The 19,586-nt window shown below is 68.2% G+C and carries 18 protein-coding genes and 3 tRNA genes; 13 read left to right on the top strand and 8 right to left on the bottom strand.

The features are described from left to right. The first annotated feature begins 99 nt into the window (after positions 1-99). From AC4D2C_RS08925 to AC4D2C_RS08890, 8 genes are all read left to right on the top strand, one after another. A complete protein-coding gene (locus tag AC4D2C_RS08925; protein WP_490914216.1) occupies positions 100-1,437 on the top strand; it encodes a glycosyltransferase 87 family protein in 1,338 nt (445 codons plus the stop codon). Beyond that, complete coding sequence (locus AC4D2C_RS08920) at positions 1,437-3,002, top strand: ATP-binding protein (protein WP_490914214.1); 1,566 nt, start codon at positions 1,437-1,439, stop codon at positions 3,000-3,002. Before AC4D2C_RS08925 ends, AC4D2C_RS08920 begins: the two co-directional genes overlap by 1 nt. Continuing rightward, the gene (locus AC4D2C_RS08915; protein ID WP_490914212.1) at positions 2,999-3,673 is read left to right on the top strand and encodes a response regulator; all 675 of its coding nucleotides are present in this window, start codon (positions 2,999-3,001) and stop codon (positions 3,671-3,673) included. Before AC4D2C_RS08920 ends, AC4D2C_RS08915 begins: the two co-directional genes overlap by 4 nt. Before the next feature lie 45 nt (positions 3,674-3,718). Next, complete coding sequence (locus AC4D2C_RS08910; protein WP_490914211.1) at positions 3,719-4,375, top strand: MOSC domain-containing protein; 657 nt, start codon at positions 3,719-3,721, stop codon at positions 4,373-4,375. A 335-nt stretch (positions 4,376-4,710) separates the two neighbouring features. Further along, entirely contained in the window at positions 4,711-6,630 is a 1,920-nt protein-coding gene (locus AC4D2C_RS08905) for a DEAD/DEAH box helicase (RefSeq protein ID WP_490907216.1), read from the top strand. 126 nt (positions 6,631-6,756) lie between these two features. Continuing rightward, a tRNA-Thr gene (locus AC4D2C_RS08900) sits at positions 6,757-6,828 on the top strand. Between the two features lie 54 nt (positions 6,829-6,882). Then, positions 6,883-6,956: transfer RNA gene (locus AC4D2C_RS08895), tRNA-Met, on the top strand. Between the two features lie 955 nt (positions 6,957-7,911). Next, a tRNA-Met gene (locus AC4D2C_RS08890) sits at positions 7,912-7,985 on the top strand. A gap of 477 nt (positions 7,986-8,462) precedes the next feature. Here AC4D2C_RS08890 and AC4D2C_RS08885 read toward each other — a convergent pair. Beyond that, the gene (locus tag AC4D2C_RS08885) at positions 8,463-9,239 is read right to left on the bottom strand and encodes a hypothetical protein (protein WP_490914209.1); all 777 of its coding nucleotides are present in this window, start codon (positions 9,237-9,239) and stop codon (positions 8,463-8,465) included. Positions 9,240-10,027: 788 nt separating this feature from the next. Then, on the bottom strand, positions 10,028-10,948 hold the full coding sequence (locus tag AC4D2C_RS08880) for a tyrosine-type recombinase/integrase (protein ID WP_490914207.1): 921 nt from the start codon (positions 10,946-10,948) through the stop codon (positions 10,028-10,030). Positions 10,949-11,142: 194 nt separating this feature from the next. Between AC4D2C_RS08880 and AC4D2C_RS08875 the strand changes: the two genes are divergently transcribed. Continuing rightward, on the top strand, positions 11,143-11,307 hold the full coding sequence (locus AC4D2C_RS08875) for a hypothetical protein (protein WP_490914205.1): 165 nt from the start codon (positions 11,143-11,145) through the stop codon (positions 11,305-11,307). 200 nt (positions 11,308-11,507) lie between these two features. On the opposite strand, the gene AC4D2C_RS08870 is transcribed toward AC4D2C_RS08875, so the two are convergent. The 6 genes from AC4D2C_RS08870 to AC4D2C_RS08845 form a co-directional block, all read right to left on the bottom strand. Further along, positions 11,508-12,098 carry a dihydrofolate reductase family protein gene (locus tag AC4D2C_RS08870; protein ID WP_490907227.1) on the bottom strand — a complete coding sequence of 197 codons (591 nt, stop codon included), beginning with the start codon at positions 12,096-12,098 and terminating at the stop codon, positions 11,508-11,510. Between the two features lie 225 nt (positions 12,099-12,323). Continuing rightward, positions 12,324-12,494, bottom strand: a complete 171-nt coding sequence (locus AC4D2C_RS08865) for a hypothetical protein (RefSeq protein WP_490907229.1) — start codon at positions 12,492-12,494, stop codon at positions 12,324-12,326. After that, positions 12,491-12,952, bottom strand: coding sequence for a hypothetical protein (locus AC4D2C_RS08860; protein ID WP_490914203.1), 462 nt, complete (start codon positions 12,950-12,952; stop codon positions 12,491-12,493). Before AC4D2C_RS08860 ends, AC4D2C_RS08865 begins: the two co-directional genes overlap by 4 nt. Positions 12,953-13,012: 60 nt before the next feature. Further along, a complete protein-coding gene (locus AC4D2C_RS08855; protein WP_490914201.1) occupies positions 13,013-14,182 on the bottom strand; it encodes an RtcB family protein in 1,170 nt (389 codons plus the stop codon). Between the two features lie 72 nt (positions 14,183-14,254). Beyond that, positions 14,255-14,884, bottom strand: coding sequence for a class I SAM-dependent methyltransferase (locus AC4D2C_RS08850; RefSeq protein ID WP_490914199.1), 630 nt, complete (start codon positions 14,882-14,884; stop codon positions 14,255-14,257). Continuing rightward, a complete protein-coding gene (locus AC4D2C_RS08845; RefSeq protein WP_490914197.1) occupies positions 14,874-16,040 on the bottom strand; it encodes an NAD(P)/FAD-dependent oxidoreductase in 1,167 nt (388 codons plus the stop codon). The genes AC4D2C_RS08850 and AC4D2C_RS08845 overlap by 11 nt, the downstream gene beginning before the upstream one ends. A 90-nt stretch (positions 16,041-16,130) precedes the next feature. On the opposite strand from AC4D2C_RS08845, the gene AC4D2C_RS08840 reads away from it, so the two are divergent. The 4 genes from AC4D2C_RS08840 to AC4D2C_RS08825 all read left to right on the top strand — a co-directional run bounded on the left by AC4D2C_RS08840 (position 16,131) and on the right by AC4D2C_RS08825 (position 19,573). Beyond that, positions 16,131-16,715: a helix-turn-helix domain-containing protein gene (locus AC4D2C_RS08840; protein ID WP_490914195.1), complete on the top strand. Its 585-nt coding sequence runs from the start codon at positions 16,131-16,133 to the stop codon at positions 16,713-16,715. A 110-nt stretch (positions 16,716-16,825) separates the two neighbouring features. Beyond that, entirely contained in the window at positions 16,826-17,392 is a 567-nt protein-coding gene (locus AC4D2C_RS08835) for a type 1 glutamine amidotransferase domain-containing protein (protein ID WP_490907251.1), read from the top strand. Positions 17,393-17,528: 136 nt separating this feature from the next. Further along, complete coding sequence (locus AC4D2C_RS08830) at positions 17,529-18,578, top strand: ATP-dependent DNA ligase (RefSeq protein ID WP_490914194.1); 1,050 nt, start codon at positions 17,529-17,531, stop codon at positions 18,576-18,578. 50 nt (positions 18,579-18,628) lie between these two features. Then, positions 18,629-19,573: a DUF2797 domain-containing protein gene (locus AC4D2C_RS08825; RefSeq protein WP_490914192.1), complete on the top strand. Its 945-nt coding sequence runs from the start codon at positions 18,629-18,631 to the stop codon at positions 19,571-19,573. Positions 19,574-19,586 lie beyond the last annotated feature (13 nt).

Raw genomic sequence — 19,586 nt, 5'->3', positions numbered from 1 at the left:
CCGCACGCGGGCGGCACTCCGGGGCCGTGCCTACACTGGATGAGCCGTTCCCGGGCTTCCCGCGGCCGGTCCGAGCAGCACGCCCTTCGGAAGGAAAGCATGAGCCAGCGCAGTTCTCCGGCGACGGTCCGGGCGCTGGGCCTCGTCGCCTCGGTGGTCGTGGCCGCGGCCCTGGCCCTCTGGGCGTTCACCTGGGCCGACTTCATCGGCCTCGACTTCAGGGTCTACCGCATGGGCGGACAGTCGGTGGTCGACGGCGACGGCTCGCTCTACACGCGCTCCTTCGGCGAGGGCAAGGGCTCGCTCCTGTTCACCTATCCGCCGTTCGCGGCCCTGGCCTTCACCGTCCTGACGCTCGTGAGCGCGGAGACCGGAGCCATCCTCTTCGTGGGCGTGTCGGTGCTCATCGCCGCCGCGACGTCGCTGCTCGTCACGCGGTACCTCGGCGGCTTCCGCCGCCTCAGGGACGTGGCCGTCCATCCCACGGCACTGCCCCTCGCGATCGCAGGGACCGGCCTGGTCTGCCTGCTCGGTCCGTGGCGCGAGACGATGGCCTTCTCGCAGGTCAACATCCTGCTCTTCGCGATGATCGCCGCCGATCTGCTCTCCGGCCCGCACCGGCGGATGCCCACCGGCCTGCTCACGGGCATCGCCGCCGGCATCAAGCTCACGCCCCTGGTCTTCGGCCTGTACTTCCTCGTGCGCGGCGAGTGGAAGCAGCTGTTCACCATGGCGGCGGGTTTCTTCGGGACCATAGCGCTCGGGTTCCTCCTCCTGCCGGGTGAATCGGCGACGTACTGGCTGCAGATGCTCCGCGACACCGGGCGGATCGGCGGTGAGGGCTACGTGGACAATCTCTCGGTCCGCGGCGCCATCCTCCACTTCCTCGGCCCCGACTTCCCCTCCACCGTGCCCTGGCTCGTCGTGTCCCTCCTGCTCGTCGCCGCGACCGCGTACGTCATCAGGACGTCGGCGCGCCGCGGTGACCGCTTCCTGCCCATCGCCATGACGTCGCTGCTCATGCTCCTCATCTCGCCCATCTCCTGGTCCCACCACTGGGTGTGGATCGTCGTGGTCCTGGCGGTCCTCGCCGGTCAGGCCGCGGGGCTGCCCGCGGAGTTGCGGGCCCACCGCACGACGGCGGCCATCCTCCTCGTGGTCACCCTGCCCGTCTTCATCTACTCGCCGAAGACCATCGGCCTGCTGTTCGGTGCCGAGGACCTCGACTCGCAGCTGACCACCGGCTGGCTCATGGCTTCCAGCGCCGGTGTGTTCTGCGCCCTCGCCATCACGGTCTTCTGGGTCCTCCTGTCACGGACCCTGCACCTGCGGTCGGCGGGCGGGCCAGGGCACCTGCCGGACGACGCCGCCACCGCGGGCACGGCAGCCGACACGGGGGCAGGCCTCCTGCCCGGCAACGCCGCCCGCACCCGCTGATGGCCGCCGCGGCCCGGCGCACCCTCGCGGCCCCCGTCAGCCGGCCGCGGGTCGTCGCGGGCTGCGCCGTCGCCCTGATCCTCCCGCCGCTGCTCGAGGCCGCCGTCTTCGCGGTGGGCAATTCGCTGCTCGCGGTCGATGTGCTGTTCCAGCTCGCCGGCGTCATCGCCGTCGCGCTCCTCGGAGGGCTGTGGCCCGCCCTGCTCGCAGCCCTGTGGAGCAGCATCATCCTCAACTACACCTCCACGGAGCCCTTCGGATCCCTCGAGATCTCCGACGCGGAGGACGTGGTCACCGTGCTGATCTTCATCACCGTCGCCACCACGGTGTCGCTCGTCGTCGGGCTCTCGGCCCGCCGGTCACGCGAGGCGGTCCTCGCGCAGCAGGAGGCCGCCCTGCTCGGCGAGCTGGCGCGCGGTGTGCTGGCGGAGGAGGACACGCTGCAGGGGTTCCTGCACCACGTCCAGGTGCAGTTCGACGTCGAGGCGGTGGCCCTGTTCGGGCCGGCGGAGCCCGAGGCCGGTCCGGCCGGTCCGGCCGCTCCGGCCGGTCCGGCCGACGGTACCCCGGGCACCCCGGCGGCCGCGGTCACCCGGGCACGGAAGGCGCTCGCCGTCCGTGCCCGTCCCCGCCCCGACGCCGCGGGTGCACCCGCCATCCGGGCGTCCGCGGTCACCTGGACACCGGACGGCGCCACGGTGCTCGAACCGGTCGACGGCGACTTCTCCCTCGCGCTGTACGGGCGCCAGCTGTCGGCACGGGAGCGCGGCCTGGTGACCGCGTTCGCCGGACAGCTGCGGTCCATGCTCCAGCGGCAGGAGCTGCTGGCGAGCACCCGGACCAACCGGAGGCTCGTCGAGGGCAACGTGATGCGCACGGCGATCCTGCGCTCGGTGTCCCATGACCTCCGCACGCCGCTCGCCGGCATCAAGCTCGCCGTCAGCAGCCTCCGACGGTCCGACGTCAGCTTCTCCCAGGAGGACGAGGACGAACTGCTCGAGACTATCGAGGTCTACTCCGACCGGCTCGACACGCTCGTGAACAACCTCCTCGACATGTCACGCATCACCGGTGACGCCGTCAACCCGCACCTGCGGCCGCTGAGATGGACCGACGTCGTCAGGCCCGCCCTCGCCGATGTGGCCGAGGACCGCGTGCGCGTGAGAATCCCGCCGAACCTGCCGGCCATCGAGGCGGATCCCGGCCTGCTGGAACGTGTGCTCGCGAACATCGTCGAGAACGCCGTCAAGTACGCACCCGATGCGCCGATCGAGGTCACCGCCTCCATCGGCGGCACGGGCAAGGCCCTCGTCAACGGTTTCCCGGCCGGCGAACTGCGGGTGATCGACCACGGCCACGGCGTCTCCCGCGACGACGTCGCCGCCATGTTCCGCCCGTTCCAGCGCCTCGACGACGCCCCGTCGGGGGCGGGCGTGGGGCTCGGCCTGGCCGTGGCCAAGGGTTTCACCGAGGTGATGGGCGGGGTGCTCGACGCCGAGCAGACGCCCGGGGGCGGCCTGACCCTCGTGATCCGCCTGCCCATCTCGACGGGAGCGGGCCTGTGACCCGTGTCCTGGTGGTCGACGACGAACCGCAGCTCCTCCGCGCCCTCGAGATCAACCTGCGCGCCTACGGCTACCAGTGCGTGACGGCCGTCGACGGGGAGACGGCGCTCGCCGCGGCGTCGGGGTACCACCCGGACATCGTCGTGCTGGACCTCGGCCTGCCGGACATCGACGGCGTGGAGGTGATCCGCCGCATCCGCGGCTGGTCGCAGGTGCACATCATCGTGCTGTCGGCGCGGCACGGATCGCAGGACAAGGTCGACGCGCTCGACGCCGGTGCAGACGACTACGTGACGAAGCCCTTCGGTCTCGACGAGCTGCTGGCGCGCCTCCGGGCTGCCGCCCGGCGCGTGGCCGTCGAGGCGGAGGCGCCGGTCGTCACGACCCCCGACTTCACCCTCGACGCCGGTGCGCGGCGCGCGGTCAGGGACGGGAAGGACGTCCGGCTCACGCCGACGGAGTGGAAGATCATCGACAGGCTGATCGCGCATCCCGGCCGGCTCGTCTCGCAGCAGCAGCTGCTGCTCGATGTCTGGGGGCCCGCCTACGCGAAGGACGTGCAGTACCTCCGCGTGTACCTGGCGCAGCTGCGCAAGAAGCTCGAGCCGGATCCTGGTGCGCCCCGCTACTTCGTGACCGAGAGCGGCATGGGCTACCGGTTCGAGCCGTGAACGGCGGGGGCCCTGACGCGCACGGCGCCGCTTAGGATGGTCGCCATGACCACTGGCTCCCTCCTCGCCGTCTGCCGCGTGCACGCGCTGCTGCCCACGAAGGATTCCACAGGGGTGACCGCGATCGACAAGCGGCCGGTCGACGGTCCGGTCACCGTGCACCCACTCGGACTCACCGGCGACGTCCAAGCCAGTCGCAAGCACCACGGCGGCCCCACGAAGGCCCTCTACGCCTATGCGCAGGACGACGCCGAGTTCTGGGCCCGTGAACTCGGCCGCGACATCCCGCCGGGGCTCTTCGGGGAGAACCTGCGCGTGGCCGGCATCGACGCCTCGAACGCCGTGATCGGCGAGCGATGGGCCATCGGGGACCAGGTTGTGCTCGAGACGACCATGCCGCGCACGCCGTGCGTGAACTTCGCCCGCTACCTGGGGGAGCGGTCCTGGGTGCGGCGTTTCGCCGAAGCCAACCGCGTCGGAACGTACCTCAGCGTCGTGACGAAGGGCAGCATCGCGGCGGGCGACGCCGTCAGGCTCATCAGCGTCCCCGACCACGGCATCACGGCGGCGCAGGTGTACGCGGGACTCGACGGGGAGCAGGCACAGCGGCTGCTCGACGCCGCGGCGGCCGGGTCTCTCGCCCTCACGCCGCAGGTGCGGAAGGCCGCACTGCAGGGACTCCGGGTCGCCTCGCCGGCCTGACGTGCCGAAGGTCACGCGTCCGACGCCGTCCCCGATGACGGGCCGGGGGCGGGCGTGCCGTAGACTGGAGATATCCCCCACACCGGTATTCCCTTTATTTCCGCCCCTCGGGGCCGGATAGGTTGTGTTGGGGCTCGGAGCACAGACTCGCGAGCAGATTCATCAGGGAGCGCCGGCGAAGAAAAGTCACACATCACTGCTGTGAGAGCAGAGACCACGGTGTGACGAGGAAGTTCGGCCTCGGGATTGAAACAGCGCCGGATTTCCATGTTCATTCGGCACTGCGGGCTCCTTCCTGTCAGGCCGTCCGGCACCTACCTGAAGGAATTCTTTCCGTGCCTGAAAACCTGTCCGAGCAGATCATCGACACCACTCCCGTCTCCGAGACCACCGCAGCGGTTCCCGCAGCGCAGTCCGACGACGACGGCGTGACCATCCGCTTCACGGAGCTCAACCTCGACGGCCGCATCCTCGCCGCGCTGACCGACCTCGGTTACGAGAAGCCCTCACCCATCCAGGCAGCGACCATCCCCGCGCTGCTCGAAGGCCGCGACGTCGTGGGCCTGGCGCAGACCGGTACCGGCAAGACCGCCGCGTTCGCTGTCCCGGCACTGTCGAAGATGGCGGAACTGGCCGATGTCAACGGTGGCCCCAGCAAGAACACGCAGGTCCTGGTACTCGCACCGACCCGTGAACTAGCGCTGCAGGTGGCCGACGCCTTCACGTCCTACGCAAAGCACATGGAGGGCTTCACCGTCCTCCCCGTCTACGGCGGATCACCCTACGGGCCCCAGCTCAACGGCCTCCGCCGTGGCGCGCAGGTCGTCGTCGGTACCCCCGGCCGCGTGATCGACCACATCGAGAAGGGGTCCCTGGACCTCTCCAACCTCGAGTACGTCGTGCTCGACGAGGCCGACGAGATGCTGCGCATGGGCTTCGCCGAGGACGTCGAGAAGATCCTCGCCTCGACGCCGGCGGAGAAGCAGGTTGCACTGTTCTCCGCGACCATGCCGCCGGCCATCCGCCGCATCGCGAAGAAGTACCTGAACGATCCGGCCGAGATCTCGGTCAAGGGCAAGACCACGACGGGCACCAACACGCGCCAGCGCTACCTGCAGGTCATGGGCCCGCACAAACTCGATGCGATGACCCGCATCCTCGAGGTGGAGGACTACGACGGCATCATCGCCTTCGTCCGCACCAAGGCGGCCACCGAAGACCTGGCGGACAAGTTGCGTTCACGGGGCTTCTCGGCCGCGGCCATCAACGGCGACATTCCCCAGCAGCAGCGCGAGCGCACCGTCGAGGCACTCCGCGACGGCAAGATCGACATCCTCGTCGCCACGGACGTCGCCGCCCGTGGGCTGGACGTGGAGCGCATCTCGCTCGTCGTGAACTACGACATCCCGAACGACACGGAGTCCTACGTCCACCGCATCGGCCGCACCGGCCGTGCAGGACGTTCAGGTGACGCGATCCTCTTCATCACGCCTCGCGAGAAGTACCTGCTGCGTTCGATCGAGAAGGCCACGCGCCAGCCGGTCGAGCAGATGCAGCTGCCCTCCACGGAGAAGATCAACGAACTGCGCCTCAGCAAGTTCGCGGACAAGATCACCCAGACGCTGGCAGGCAAGGACGTCGCACTGTTCCGCGACCTCATCGCCACGTACGAGCGTGAGCACGACGTCCCGGCCAGCGAGATCGCTGCAGCCCTTGCCGTCATGGCGCAGGGCGGCCAGCCGATCCTCGTCCAGGACATCCCCGTCGCTCCCGCCGGACAGCGCGAGCGGGCCGAGGGCCGCAAGGACGCCTTCGGCTCCCGTGGCCCGACGCGCACGCTCACCGAGGGCAACGCCACCTACCGCATCGCGGTCGGCCGTCGCCAGCGGGTGATGCCGGGCTCGATCGTCGGTGCGATCGCCAACGAGGGCGGACTGTCCTCCTCGCAGATCGGCGGCATCGACATCCGCGCCGACCACAGCCTCGTGGAGCTGCCCGCGGACCTGTCCACGGACCAGCTGCGGGCGCTCTCCAAGACGCGCATCGGCGGGGAGCTCATCCACCTCGAGCTCGACAAGGGACGCAAGCCCGCGGGCAACCGCGGTGCGGGCGAGTTCAAGAAGCCCTTCAAGAAGGACTTCCCGAAGCGCGACGGCGACACCCGGTTCTCCGGGGACGCCAACCGCAAGCCCCGCTCCGCGAAGGGCGCCGGTGCCGGCTCGGGACGCTCCTCCGCGCAGTCCGAGCAGTGGTAGAACCTAGCTAGGCAACCCCATCGGACCCGTGCGTGCACGGGTCCGATGCGGAATCAGGGGTCCGTCCTTCGGGGCGGCTGTCGATTTCACACCAGCGGCAGGGAACTGGTAAAGTTTCTTGCTGTTGCCCCCCTAGCTCAGTGGTAGAGCGCGTTCTTGGTAAGAACGAGGTCACCGGATCGATTCCGGTGGGGGGCTCATGAATGAGGGGCCCGTGACGATCATCCGATCGGTGCGGGCAGCCTCATTTAGGGCGGTGTAGCTCAGCTGGTTAGAGCGCACGACTCATAATCGTGAGGTCGTGGGATCGAGTCCCACCACCGCTACAGGCAAGACCCCGGAATCCTCGAGATTCCGGGGTCTTTCTGTTTTTCCCCGGGTTGGAAGGCGCGTCGAAGCGCAACACGATCCCTGAGGATCTTGCAGATTCCTCAGGTGGTGGCTGGCTTCAGGATGTTCTGGTCATCGGGGACGGCATCCGGTGCCATGAAAGTCCACATCTCGAGCGAGGAGCCGCCCGGGACGCTGCGCGTCCTCACCCTGCAGCGGGTCGCTGACGAGCTCAACACCAAGCACAACACCATCCGGGCGCTCATCGCCTCAGGGGAGCTGTCAGCGAGGAATCTCAACTCGTTCGCTCGTCACAGTGCCCGGCTCCGGGAAGCATGGGCCAGGACGTCAGCAGCCTGGTCCTCATCGAGTTCCCAATGCTCGCCCAGAACATGGTCCGGATACTTCTCGCGCAGGTACGCCCGCACCACACGGCCCGGGCGAGCCTCCGTGGTGCACTGGGCTGTCTGCCGGCAGGTCGGCCGGGATCCGGGGATGGTTCGACCGATGCTGGTCGATCCACGACCGGTACGCACTCAGTAGCGACCGGCGCCGCTTCCGGCGGAGTCGGGAGCAGGTGTGGTGGGAACACTGCACCGCCATGACGGCGTACGTAGCCCGGGCGGGTGGGTTGCCGGCGCAGAACCAAAGCGCAGACGCCCGGGTCGAGGAGTGATGTCGAGGACCAGCTCAGCGTCATTCGAGTCACTGCGGGAAGTTGCACCACTGATGCTGCATTGGCTCCAATCCCTCACAGCAACGTCGGACTGAGCCTGCGGCGGTAGAGGCGGTGCGCGTCCACCGTCGGCTCGAGGAGAGCTCTCCGGGCGGGGAATACTCCCGCCGTCCCTGAACGTGACCGGATCCTCGGGAATCAGTTCGAACGCTCTGGCTCCTGGAGTGGCCTTGATTGGTGTCTTCCTCGTGTAGTGCGTAGGGTCGACTATGCGCCGCGGGGTGGAGCAGTTCGGTAGCTCGCTTGGCTCATAACCCAGAGGTCACAGGTTCAAATCCTGTCCCTGCAACAGCAGGGCACTACTCACGATCATGGTGAGTAGGTGCCTGAACTGCAGAAAGCCGGATTCACGGTGGCACCCGATCAGTGCCCTGTCGCCCCCCCATAGCCGCCTCAGGTCCCGCACCCGATCACTGCCGATAACGGCGCATATGGCGCGACCGGGCGGGACAGTGCAATCGGTTCCAGCGAGACGGGTTGCTTGAGGGTAGCTCCGGCTCCAACCCGTTACAGGCAAGGGTGCTGTGCGTGCCGTTGGTTGGCGTAGCTGTAGCAGTCAATAGGGTCATGGTGTGGCTCATTCACACATGGAGGACCTACACCATGGAGTCCGTTCGGTGGCCGGGCGGATGTTGGTGCTGGAGAGCCGTCGATGTCGGGGGTTACTACTGTTACCGGAGTCCTCGTATCGCCTATAAGAACAGCGGCCTGATCGAATGGGTGGATGAATTGCGTCTTTTTCGTAAGTCCACGAACAAGACGAGGCTTAGGACCCATTGAGGCCTTGGTCTTTCGTCGCACTGTCCTTCTTTGTACTGCTCCTGGCTGGCACCTTGACGTCGGGAGTCCGGGGATATTCACGTGTCAAAGCTTTATCCGTGAAGAGCGACTGAGCCACCACGTAGCCACCGATGAGGAATAGGCCTCCAAGGACGGAAAAGAAGTTAAGAACTACTGGAGGGCGATCTGGGTCGACAATCCACGCTGTCCGATCGACTAGGAACACGCATAAGCCAATCGAGCCTATGACGCTGCCATTCACCTGGGCTGTCGTCACCAACTCGTCTTGTTGCTGCTCGGGTCGGATGACTATATCGCCCTGAAGATACTGCGTTACGACAAGCTGACGCAGGCGGATCACTTTCCCGATATTCATTACAGCTACTCCAACCAGCATGCCCAAGAAGGCTGGCATTATGCCGAGGTGTATGATCTTTTCCGTCATGTACGTGTTATCAAGAAAATCGTATGATTCTGACGCTGACATGCCGATCAAGATACTGATGGAAACTCCTACGACGGCAAGGTATAGCGGTCCGAGAAGACGCACAGCGGGATAGGCCTCTAACGCCAGCAGACGGGCGGTCGCGTCACGACGCAGGCTGTCGGCGATTTTTCGCTCGTGTCCGGGCTTCAACGCCTGCACCTGTGATGTCCAAAAGGAGATCCGGTGTGTCAGCCTAGCTCGCGATGTCACCTGTGGGAGGGAAACCGCAATGACGCCCAACAGAGCAACCAGTGCTTCCCACGGAAGATTGGACATGTTCGAGTATGCACCGGATAGGAACCTGCAGACGGTCCTGCTCGAGACCGGATGTAGGCCTACCGCCGAAGCCTGCCCCTGCTCTTGGCCGGTGATCTTCCTGAGGAATCGTCGAGGGAACTTCATACTGCACGGCGGGGGCGCTCAGGCCAGAAGCGCACGGTCGAATGCCCTTGCGCATCAACGATTCAGGACCTTGTGCTGGCGGGAGCAGGGTCCTGCGTCCTGCGGATCCATACTCAGGTCACTGCATCCCATGCTTCGCTTATGCGCAGGGACGGTTCGCCTTCGAGTGCACGCCGGCATTGCAACCCGAGGCGGCCGGCGCCGTGGCGAGGCTGCCCTTGAACCCGGTTCCGTCGGTCCATGCGGCAACCTCGATACGCGTACCGGTCCGGGCGGCGTCTTCAATGGCGGGGAATGCCGAGGCGTCCGATCGCGAGTTCGATCACAAGAAGTCAAAGTATTCTTCTGGGCCTAATGATTCCCCCTATTCACCTCGACGATTCAAGTCAACGCAACGTCCGAGTGGACACCGGAGATTCTCGACAGCCGCCAGGAGAGATTGGTGGACGAGTTTTCGCGCCTATGGTCCCTTTTATGACAAGTCGGGCGATGCCTTCTTCAGGCGATGCCCGCGCCGACAGTGGATACTCTCAGCAGCAGGCAACCTACTACCACTGTTAGTCCAGTCTCGGGATCTTCAGCAGGGAGTGAGGTGGTCACGCAACATCGGTGTCTGACGGAGGGCGCGAACTGGTCGATTCAAGTGGGTAAGGGGCATGCCATCAGCGAGCAAGCGCTTTCGCCACGTCGTATCCAGCTGAATTCATAAGGTTGTGCCGTGCCCGATTGTACCGGCGCGTGGTGCGTGGATCAGCGTGCCCCATACTGTCCTGCAAATCGTGGAGCGCAGTGCCCGAGTCCAGGGCGATAGTGGCGAATGCGTGCCGAAGACTGCGAGGGCTGATTGTTCCGTCGATGCCCGCGAGGCGGGCCAGCCGCTGCACGGTTCGGAATGCTTCTGACGCCGCCCAGCACTTGCCTGTTGCCGTGGTGAAGATCGGCACGTCCGCCTCTGGCGCAGCCATCAGCTCCTGCCCGGTTCCTCCAAGATAGGCATCGAGGGCTTCGGCGGCGGGAGCCGGCACGGCCACCTTGGCGCGCATCTCACCCCTGCGCCGGACCGCCAGTGTCCGATGGCCGCCGTCGTTCCCGTAATCCGAGGCTCTCGCATTGAGGGCTTCACTGAGGGGAATTCCGGTGAACAGAAGCAGACTCACCAGCGCGTGGGAGCGGGCGCCGTCTGATCGTGCCGAGTTCAGGAGCGCGCGAGCCTGGGTCGTGGTGAGACCCGGGACAGCCGAGTGATCAGTAGGGACCTTGGGGCGCTGCACCGACTCCACGGGGTTGGACACGATCAGGTCGGCTGAGACCGCGTAGCGGTAGAAGCTCGAGACCGCTGCGAGCTTCTGTGCCACGGTGGCCGGCGCCCCGGTCAGCAAGTGCCTGTACCTATTCACGTGTACCCGCTCCACATGGAGCAAGTCCAGATCGTGCTCATCGAGCCACTGACAGAACTGCGAGATGGTTCGCGTGTACGCGCGGCGGGTGTGCGGTGATGAGGGGAGGGAGAGCTTCCATGCTGCGAGCGTCCGCTCGTGCCACCGGGTGTTGGCGTATCGGGCGACTTGCGTCTCTAGATCCATATCCACACGATAACGAACATTATCGTGTGGATATGGTAGCGGGAATGTCTGACAGCCGTGACCGGAAGTCGATCGGAAGGGTCTGAGAGCCGTGGTCGGAGCGTCTACGCATGTTTGAGAGGGAAGGGATGGGTAGGTCAGCGGCGGTTGGCCCTCTCCTCCTGGGCCCCTACCCGAACGAACATCGGAACACCATGCTCGACCTCCTGAACACCATCGACCCGACGCACCTGCGCGAATGGCTACGCGCAGTCGGCGCAACGGTGCACCTGACGAACGCCGTACTCGGACTGATCCACACCATGCGGACGCGGACGCGGACGCGGAAGCGGAAGCCCAGGCCCAGGCGCAAGCGGTGACCCCCGGGGGAGGGTGCTACGGCCTCACGTGACTTCCGGGCTGAGTCGATCACTCCCAGTCGGATCGAGCAGTTCCTGCACTGGCGCCCCGAGCACTTCGGCAATATCCCACAGGTTGTTCCTACCCCACGCTCTTCCGGCCCCGTTCGAACCCGATAGTCATGTTCCGGCTCGAATCCGGCAGCTCCCGGCGCTGTCCCCTAGGAGGGCCGGTCGACGGCATAGTGCGCGATGATGACGCCGGTGGTCGTGGTGACCGACCGCAGGAGCGTCAGGTTCCTGCGGTCGGAGGCCCCGAACAGCGTGGAGCCCGATCCGAGCACGATCGGATGGATCTGGAGGATGTACTCGTCCACGAGATCCGCCTCCTGCAGGGCGCGGACCAGCTCGCCGCTTCCGAGGATCGTGATGTCCGCGTCCGTGTCGTCCTTCAGTCGGCGCACCGTCCGACGGGCATCGCCACCGAGCAAGACCGAATTCGGATACTCCAGCCCGGCGGCGGCCGAGCGGGACACCACGTACTTCTGCACCTGCGTGAGGTAGTCGGTGAACGGATTGGGTTCGGTGACCGACGTCCAGTGGCCGAGCACGTCCTCATAGGTCCGTCGCCCGAACAGCATCACCCCGCCTCCGGCCATGCCTTCGCTCATGAACTGCAGGGACACCTGATCCTGATAGCCATCGCCCCACCCACCATGGGTGAAGCCGCCGCGTGTGTCCTCGTCAGGCCGGCCGAGGCCCTGCATGACGCCGTCCAGCGTGATGCTCTCGGTAACGCTGATCCGTCCCATGTCCTGCATCCCGTCGCTCGAGTGTCCTCCTGGTCCAACCGTTCAGACGGAATGGGGCGCGCACAATCATCGCGGACTGGAACGTGCCACCGCCGCATCCTCCTGCTCGGCCGCATCATCGTTGCCCACCCCGGACAACTGACCAGTACAACGCGACGCGGCCCCTGAGCCTGTCGGGCTCGACTGGGAAGCCGTCGGGGATGTCAGCCCGATGTCATCGGGCCGTCAACGTTTGGCTGCCGCCGCGTCCTTGACGGACTGCGGGGTGTCGCGGCCGAGCTGCTCATCGAGGGCGACGCGGAGGCGCGCCTTCGCCGCCGTCACGCGGGGGGTGTCGGCCGGTCGCCGGTCGCCCTGACCGGCAGGCACTTCCGGTGCCCGTGCCGTATCGGTCATCGGTCCTCCTCCGGTCGCCGGCCCTCGTCCCATTGTCCGGCACCGCCCCGGGGCAGTCCAGCACCCTGGTCCTCGGGGTTGACCACGGGATTGCCCACCCAGATCGCGTCGAGGATCAGCCGGTCCTCCTCGGTGGCCAGTTCGCTGTAGGAGAGCTGCAGCAGCGCCTCCACGCCCGCCTCCTGCCGGATCGGATCGAGGGACGTGGCGGCGTCGATGGCCCACTGGGTGCGGCGCCACCACTCCGCGCGGTCGTCGGCGCGCCTCTTCTGCTCGAGCGCGGCGCGGTCCGCCGCCGCGCGCTGATTGAGCGTCGCGAAGGCGGACACCGTGGCCAGGGCCGCCGCGAGCAGGACCGCGAACGGCCCCAGGGCCCCGACGATCTCCCACCACGGCGGGCCGGACGCCGCGATCTCCACGACGATCGGATCGGATGAGGACACGCTCGGGACGGACATCGCGTCAGCGTAACGGCGGCCACCCCCATCACCGGCCACCCCCATCGCCGGCGGGGCCGGTCAGTCGCCCTTGACGTTGATGATCTGGCGGAGCGTGTGGCGGACGTCCACGAGGTCCCGCGCGTCCTGCATGACGACGTCGATGTCCTTGTAGGCTGCCGGGATCTCGTCGAGGAACGCCGGGGTGTCCCTGAACTCGATGCCGCGCATCGCTGCGCGGAGCTGGTCCTGGGTGAACGTCTTGCGGGCCCTGTTGCGGGAGTATTCGCGGCCTGCCCCATGGGGTGCGGAGTTCATGGCCTCCCTGTTGCCCTTGCCCGTGACCACGTAGGAGCGGGTGCCCATGGATCCCGGGATGAGTCCGGGGCGTCCGGGGTCGGCGGCGATGGCACCCTTGCGGGAGAGCCAGACGTCCTTGCCGTAGTGCGTCTCGCGGTGCGTGTAGTTGTGGTGGCAGTTGATGCGCTCGCGCTCGATCACCGGGACGCCCACCCAATCGGTGAGCTGCCGCACCACGCGGTCCATCATCTCCTCGCGGTTGAGCAGGGCGAACCTCTGCGCCCACAGGAGCTCGCTGATGTAGCGGTCGAACTCGGGCGTCCCCTCCTCGAGGTAGGCCAGGTCCTGGTGGGGGAGGGTGATGGACTGCCTGGCGCAGTAGTCCTGGGCCGCCCTGATGTGGTGCTGGGCGATCCGGTTCCCGATGCCCCGCGACCCCGAGTGGAGGAACAGCCAGACGTTGTCCTCCTCGTCGAGGGAGACCTCGATGAAGTGGTTGCCCGAACCGAGCGTCCCGAGCTGCAGCCGCCACTGCTTCACGTAGCTCGCCGGGTCGAAGCCGGCGGACCGGGCGTCCTGTTCGAGGGTGTCAATGCGCGGCTGCGCCGTGGCGCTCACGCGCTTGTTGTTGTTGCCGGCCGAGAGGGGCACGGCCCGTTCGATGGCCTCCCGCAGCGCGCGGCGGTCCAGGCGCGCCACGTCCTGTGCCGTGTGGTCCGTACGCACGGCCACCATGCCGCAGCCGATGTCGACGCCGACCGCCGCCGGGATGATCGCGCCGAGGGTCGGCAGGACGGACCCGACGGCGCAGCCGAGGCCAAGGTGGGCATCGGGCATCGAGGCGAAGTGCGGGTACACGAACGGCATGGAGCTCGTCATCCGGTTCTGGGCGAGTGTCACGTCGTCGATGACGCTGGCGAAATTGACGTACTGCTCGGTGATCCACTGCATCCGTCGAGGGTACCGACGGGCCGGGCGGGAGTGCACGCGGTGCCCACTCCCACCCGGGATCTTGCGGATGCTTCAGCGGATGCGCACCGCGTGCAGCACGGCGTCGCTGATCCTCACGTCGCGGCCGTCCGACGACCGCTCGACGCGGGGGCGGGACTCGCAGACCCGGATGTCCCAGGCGTCGTCGAGCAGCGCGGCGATCTCCTGCGGTGTGTGGAAGAGGTCGGCCTGGTGGGGGCGTCCCACCCCGGAGTGGAGGTCCGACGGGTCGTGGGCCACGACGAGGAAGCTGCCGCCCACCCCGACGAGCGTCGCGAGCGAGCGGAAGACCTTCGAGTGCTCCGGTTCGGGCAGGTGCAGGAACTGGGCGGACACGAGGTCGAGGCCGGACGGGAGGTCCGGTTCGGCCAGGAGGTCCACCCGACGCCAGTCGAGCCGTCCCGCGACCAACGGGTCGAGTTCCTCCGCCTGTGCGCGGGCCCGGTCGATCGCCACCTCGGAGACGTCGACGCCGAGGACGTCCCACCCGCGGGAGGCGAGCCAGACGGCGTCGGCACCCTCTCCGCAGCCGACGTCGAGCGCCCTGCCAGGAGGCAGTGCCTCCGCGACGGCGACGAGCTGGCGGTTCGGTTCGCCGCTCCAGATGTGGGGCCGCTGCCGGTAGCGGTCGTCCCAGAACTCCTGCGTGTACTCAACCAGCACTGCGGACTCCTTCCCGAGCCTTCGTCCCGGCGGGTGCGGCGGGCGCGGCGACGCCGGCCACCCCGTCATGCACCCCATCATGCACCCCGCCATCCAGACCGTCAGCCGGATCATCAGGTAGATCGCCGCCCAGACCGTGCCGGCGCACGCCGAGGACGCGGTCCGAGACCTCCGCCTCCAGCGCGGCGGAGAACGGTCCGCGGAGTCCTTCGACGGCCCACGCCGTCTCCTCCTGCACGAGGTCCGCGTTGATCGCGGCACCCGCCATGGTCCCTTCGGCCGCTGCGACGACCACCTGCGCGGCCAGGTTGGCGACGTTTCCGGCGACGTAGAGGCCCGGCACCTCCGTCGACCCCATCGGACCGCCGTCGAGCGCATGTCCCATGCCGGACGGGTGCTCCTGGGCCGTGAGCCCGAGCGGTTCGAGCAGGGCGCTGCGCGCCTCCATGCGGGTCCCGACGGCGAGGGCCTGCAGGTCCATCTGACGGCCGCCCTGCAGCGTGACACCCGTGAGGACGCCATCGGCCGCATCCACCGAGACCACGCGCCCGTCGACCACGCGGATGGAGCGGGCTGCCAGCCGGTCCCAGTCCTCGTCGGTCGGCGCGACGGTGTCGTGGAGGAAGAGCGTGATGTCGTCCGACCACTGCCGGAACAGGAGGGCCTGGTGGACCGACAGGGGGCCGGTGCCGAGCACGCCGATGCGCCGGCCGCGGATCTCGTACCCGTGGCAGTAGGGGCAGTGCACGACGCCGGCACCCCACTGCTCCCGCAACCCCGGGATGGGCGGCAGTCCGTCGGTGAGGCCGGTGGCGACGAGCAGACGCCGGCCGATCACGCTCCCGCCGTCGGCCATTCCCACGGTGAAGCCCTCGCTGCTGCGCGATGCCGTGACGGCGGAGGCATCCATGAGGGTCGCACCGAAGGACCGGGCCTCGGCGCGGCCGACGTCGAGCAGGGCGTGCGGGCTCATGCCCTCGCGGGTCAGGAAGCCGTGCACCCCCTCGGCGGGTGCGTTGCGGGGCCTGCCGTCGTCGAGGACGACCACGGACCGGAGTGCGCGGCCCAGCGTGACGGCGGCGCTCAGGCCCGCGGCTCCGCCTCCGATGACGACGACGTCGTACCGGTCCTTCGGGGGTCTGCTGGTGGGTGTCATGGGATCCCTCTCTCTCGTGCTGATGGATCAAGCATGCGCAGGACGTGGTGAGAGTAGCAATCTTTGTTGCTGCTATGGCAAGATGGTCGTATGTCATCGGACCTCGACACAGTGCTCGACGCCGTCGGACCCCGCCTCCGCGCACTGCGGACCCAGCGCAGCCTGACGCTCGGCGATGTATCCGCCGCCTCCGGCATCTCCGTGAGCACGCTGTCCCGCCTGGAGTCGGGCCAGCGGCGCCCCAACCTGGAGATCCTGCTGCCCATCGCCCGGCTGTACGGCGTGCCGCTAGACGACCTCGTCGGCGCGCCTCCCACCGGGGACCCCCGCGTGCACCTGCGTCCCATCACGCACCACGGCATGACCGCGATCCCGCTGACGCGCCGCCCCGGCGGGGTGCAGGCCTACAAGATGGTGCTCGCGGGCGACGCACGCGGCACGGAGCCCGACCCCCAGGTGCACGAGGGCTACGAGTGGCTCTACATCCTCGACGGATCCCTGCGGCTCGTGCTGGGCGACAACGACTTCGTGCTCGGCCCCGGGGAGGCCGCCGAGTTCGACACGCGGACCCCCCACTGGTTCGCGAGCGCGGACGGGAAGCCCGTCGAGCTCATCAGCCTCTTCGGCCAGCAGGGGGAGCGGATGCACGTGCGCGCCCGCCCGAAGCGGTCCTGAGCCGCCACTCCCGGGTGTCTGCAGGGCCGATTGCTCAGCTTGCTTATCGTTTGGCGGGTTCCTAGGGTGGAATGCGTACGACACGCACGCTCTACGCAAGGGAGAACAGCATGTCCGAACACGACATCTCAGGCAAGAAGGTCGCATTCCTGCTGACGGACGGGGTCGAGCAGATCGAACTCACCAGTCCCTGGAACGCGATCAAGGAGGCGGGCGGTGTCCCCACGCTCGTGTCGCCCAAGACGGGGACGCTCCAGGGGTTCGACGGCGTGGACAAGGACCAGACGTTCGAGGTGGACCTGGCGGTCGCCGATGCGTCCGCCGACGACTACGACGCCCTGGTCCTGCCGGGCGGGGTGGTGAATGCCGACTTCCTGCGCGTCGACAAGGACGCCCAGGCCTTCACGCGGGCGTTCTTTGAGCAGCACAAGCCCGTCGCGTCCATCTGCCACGGACCCTGGCTGCTCATCGAGGCCGGGGTGGTCAGCGGGCGCGACCTCACCTCCTACCACACGCTCGCCACCGACCTGAAGAACGCCGGAGCCAACTGGACCGACGAGGAAGTGGTGGTGGACCAGGGCCTGGTCACCAGCCGCCACCCGGGCGACCTCGACGCCTTCAACGACAAGCTCCTCGAGGAGATCGCGGAGGGCCCGCACGAGGGCCAGACCGCGTAGCCGCCTGCCCCGTACCGGCGGCCCGGCCACTCCGGGCCGCCGCAGCGCGTGCCACGGCTGGCGAGCAGCCAGGCGCCCGCGAGCAGCCCAGGAGCGCGGATAGCCAGGAGCACGACCCGTACGGCACGATCAGGGCATGACCGACCTGCCCTTCCCCATCCAGCCGATGCTCGCCAAGGCCGTGGGCGCCGTCCCCGAACCCGACAGTGCACCCGGCGGTCTGGTGTACGAACCCAAGTGGGACGGCTTCCGCGCCGTCGTCAAGATCGAGGACGGCACCTGCGAGATCGGCAGCCGCGGCTCGAAGGCACTGACGCGATACTTCCCCGAACTCGTCGAGGCCCTGCTGCGGATCCTGCCAGGGCGCTGTGTCGTGGACGGCGAGATCGTGGTGCGGCGGGGCGAACCCGGCGCGGAACGGCTCGACTGGGATGCCCTGTCCCAGCGCATCCACCCGGCGGAGAGCAGGGTGCGCCTCCTCGCCGGCGAGACGCCGTCGTCGTTCGTGGCCTTCGACCTGCTCGCCCTCGGCGACGACGACCTCACGGGCGTCCCCTTCGGCGAGCGGCGCAGCGCGCTGGAGTCCGTCGGTGCGTCCTTCTCGGCGCCGGTCCACCTCTCGCAGATCACGCACGACGTCGACCTCGCGCGGCGCTGGCTCGTCGAGTTCGAGGGTGCGGGCCTGGACGGCGTGGTGGCGAAGCCACTGGGCGCCGCGTACGAGCCGAACAAGCGACGCATGCTCAAGGTCAAGCACCACCGCAGCGCCGACACCGTGGTCCTCGGGTACCGCGTGCACAAGTCCGGCCAGGGGGTCGGTTCGCTGCTGCTCGGGCTGTACGACGACGACGGCGAGCTGCGCAACGTCGGCGGAATCTCGGCGTTCTCGGACCAGCGGAGGCTGGAACTCGTCGATGAGCTCGAGGCCGACGTGCTGCGCAACAGCGAAGGACAGGCCGAGCTCGGCGAGACCGAGCGCAGCCGCTTCGCCTCCGCGCGCGACGTCTCCTACGTCAGGCTGCAGCCGCGGCGCGTGGTCGAGGTGCGGTACGACCAGATGGAGGGGGACCGCTTCCGGCACACCGTGCAGTTCGAGCGGTGGCGGCCCGACCGGGAGGCGCGCTCCTGCACGTTCGGGCAGCTCGACCTCCCCGCGGCGTACGACCTCAGCACGGTGCTCGCCTGATGCGCCGGCTCCCGGCCGATACTGGGGGTGCCCGCGCCTAGGCTGGGACCGTGAGCCTCACCTATCTCTGCAGCGGTGTGACCTGGCACGGGACCGAGCCGGTCCTGTCGCTGCGCGAGGTGCCCTCCGGGTCCGTCGCCGGTGCCCCCGCCGAGGAGCAGGGCCTGCGTGATGTCTCCCTCGCGCCGGGCACGAGGCTGGGGTTCGAGGTGTCGGCGACGGGCCGCTACTGCCTCGGATTCCACCGCGTGCATGGACGCGACGACCGCACCTGGGTGCCCTGCGCCGACCAGCTCCCGGCCGAACGGGGCTATCAGTGCGGCCGGTGCCTCGCCCAGGACGACGTCCGCTTCATGCACGACGTCCACCGCTCGGGGATCGCGCCGGCAGGCCTGAAACGCTACCTCGACCAGCCCCACTGGCTGTACGTCGCGACCTTCGCCGACGGCTCCACCAAGGTGGGCACGGCGTCGCACCTCAGGAAGCGGGCGCGGCTCGTGGAGCAGGGCGCCGTCGTCGCGCAGTTCGTGGCGCTCGCCGACGACGGGCGGATCGTGCGGATCCTCGAGGACGAGGTCACGCGGAGCGTCGGCCTCCAGCAGGCCGTGAGATCCGGGACGAAAGCCGCGTCCCTCTGCGCACCCCTGCCGGCACGTCAGCTCGAACGACTCAACGACGGCTCCGCCCTGGCGGCCAGGGGGCTGCTGAAGGGCGGCGTGGACGTCGCGGGCTTCGAGGTGGTGCACGAGGAGTACGAACCGCCACCGGCCTGGTCGGCGGTGCTGGCCCGCAGCGGCCTGCAGCCCTACCCGGAACCGCTGGACCGCGGACGGCACGGCTTCAGCGTGACCGAGGTCATCGGGCCCTCGGCCGTCGTCGCGATCGACGGCACCGATCTCTCCTTCGTCGCGGACCTCGCGCAGCTCAGGGGGAGGCGCCTGCGGTTCGGTGACTTCAGCACGCCCGTCCCCGCGGTCCAGGAAGCCCTCTTCTGAGCGTCGGGTCCGC

Source organism: Arthrobacter sp. TJ-240 (genome assembly GCF_058269195.1).
Note: the sequence above shows the minus strand (reverse complement) of the source record. Positions and strands in the feature narration are given on the sequence as shown.

Bases quoted from the DNA above. Each gene is read 5' to 3' on its own strand.
- AC4D2C_RS08925 (WP_490914216.1), top strand. From the start codon at position 100: ATGAGCCAGCGCAGTTCTCCGGCGACGGTCCGGGCGCTGGGCCTCGTC.
- AC4D2C_RS08920 (WP_490914214.1), top strand. From the start codon at position 1,437: ATGGCCGCCGCGGCCCGGCGCACCCTCGCGGCCCCCGTCAGCCGGCCG.
- AC4D2C_RS08910 (WP_490914211.1), top strand. From the start codon at position 3,719: ATGACCACTGGCTCCCTCCTCGCCGTCTGCCGCGTGCACGCGCTGCTG.
- AC4D2C_RS08885 (WP_490914209.1), bottom strand. From the start codon at position 9,239: ATGTCCAATCTTCCGTGGGAAGCACTGGTTGCTCTGTTGGGCGTCATT.
- AC4D2C_RS08880 (WP_490914207.1), bottom strand. From the start codon at position 10,948: ATGGATCTAGAGACGCAAGTCGCCCGATACGCCAACACCCGGTGGCAC.
- AC4D2C_RS08875 (WP_490914205.1), top strand. From the start codon at position 11,143: ATGCTCGACCTCCTGAACACCATCGACCCGACGCACCTGCGCGAATGG.
- AC4D2C_RS08870 (WP_490907227.1), bottom strand. From the start codon at position 12,098: ATGGGACGGATCAGCGTTACCGAGAGCATCACGCTGGACGGCGTCATG.
- AC4D2C_RS08865 (WP_490907229.1), bottom strand. From the start codon at position 12,494: ATGACCGATACGGCACGGGCACCGGAAGTGCCTGCCGGTCAGGGCGAC.
- AC4D2C_RS08860 (WP_490914203.1), bottom strand. From the start codon at position 12,952: ATGTCCGTCCCGAGCGTGTCCTCATCCGATCCGATCGTCGTGGAGATC.
- AC4D2C_RS08855 (WP_490914201.1), bottom strand. From the start codon at position 14,182: ATGCAGTGGATCACCGAGCAGTACGTCAATTTCGCCAGCGTCATCGAC.
- AC4D2C_RS08845 (WP_490914197.1), bottom strand. From the start codon at position 16,040: ATGACACCCACCAGCAGACCCCCGAAGGACCGGTACGACGTCGTCGTC.
- AC4D2C_RS08840 (WP_490914195.1), top strand. From the start codon at position 16,131: ATGTCATCGGACCTCGACACAGTGCTCGACGCCGTCGGACCCCGCCTC.
- AC4D2C_RS08835 (WP_490907251.1), top strand. From the start codon at position 16,826: ATGTCCGAACACGACATCTCAGGCAAGAAGGTCGCATTCCTGCTGACG.
- AC4D2C_RS08830 (WP_490914194.1), top strand. From the start codon at position 17,529: ATGACCGACCTGCCCTTCCCCATCCAGCCGATGCTCGCCAAGGCCGTG.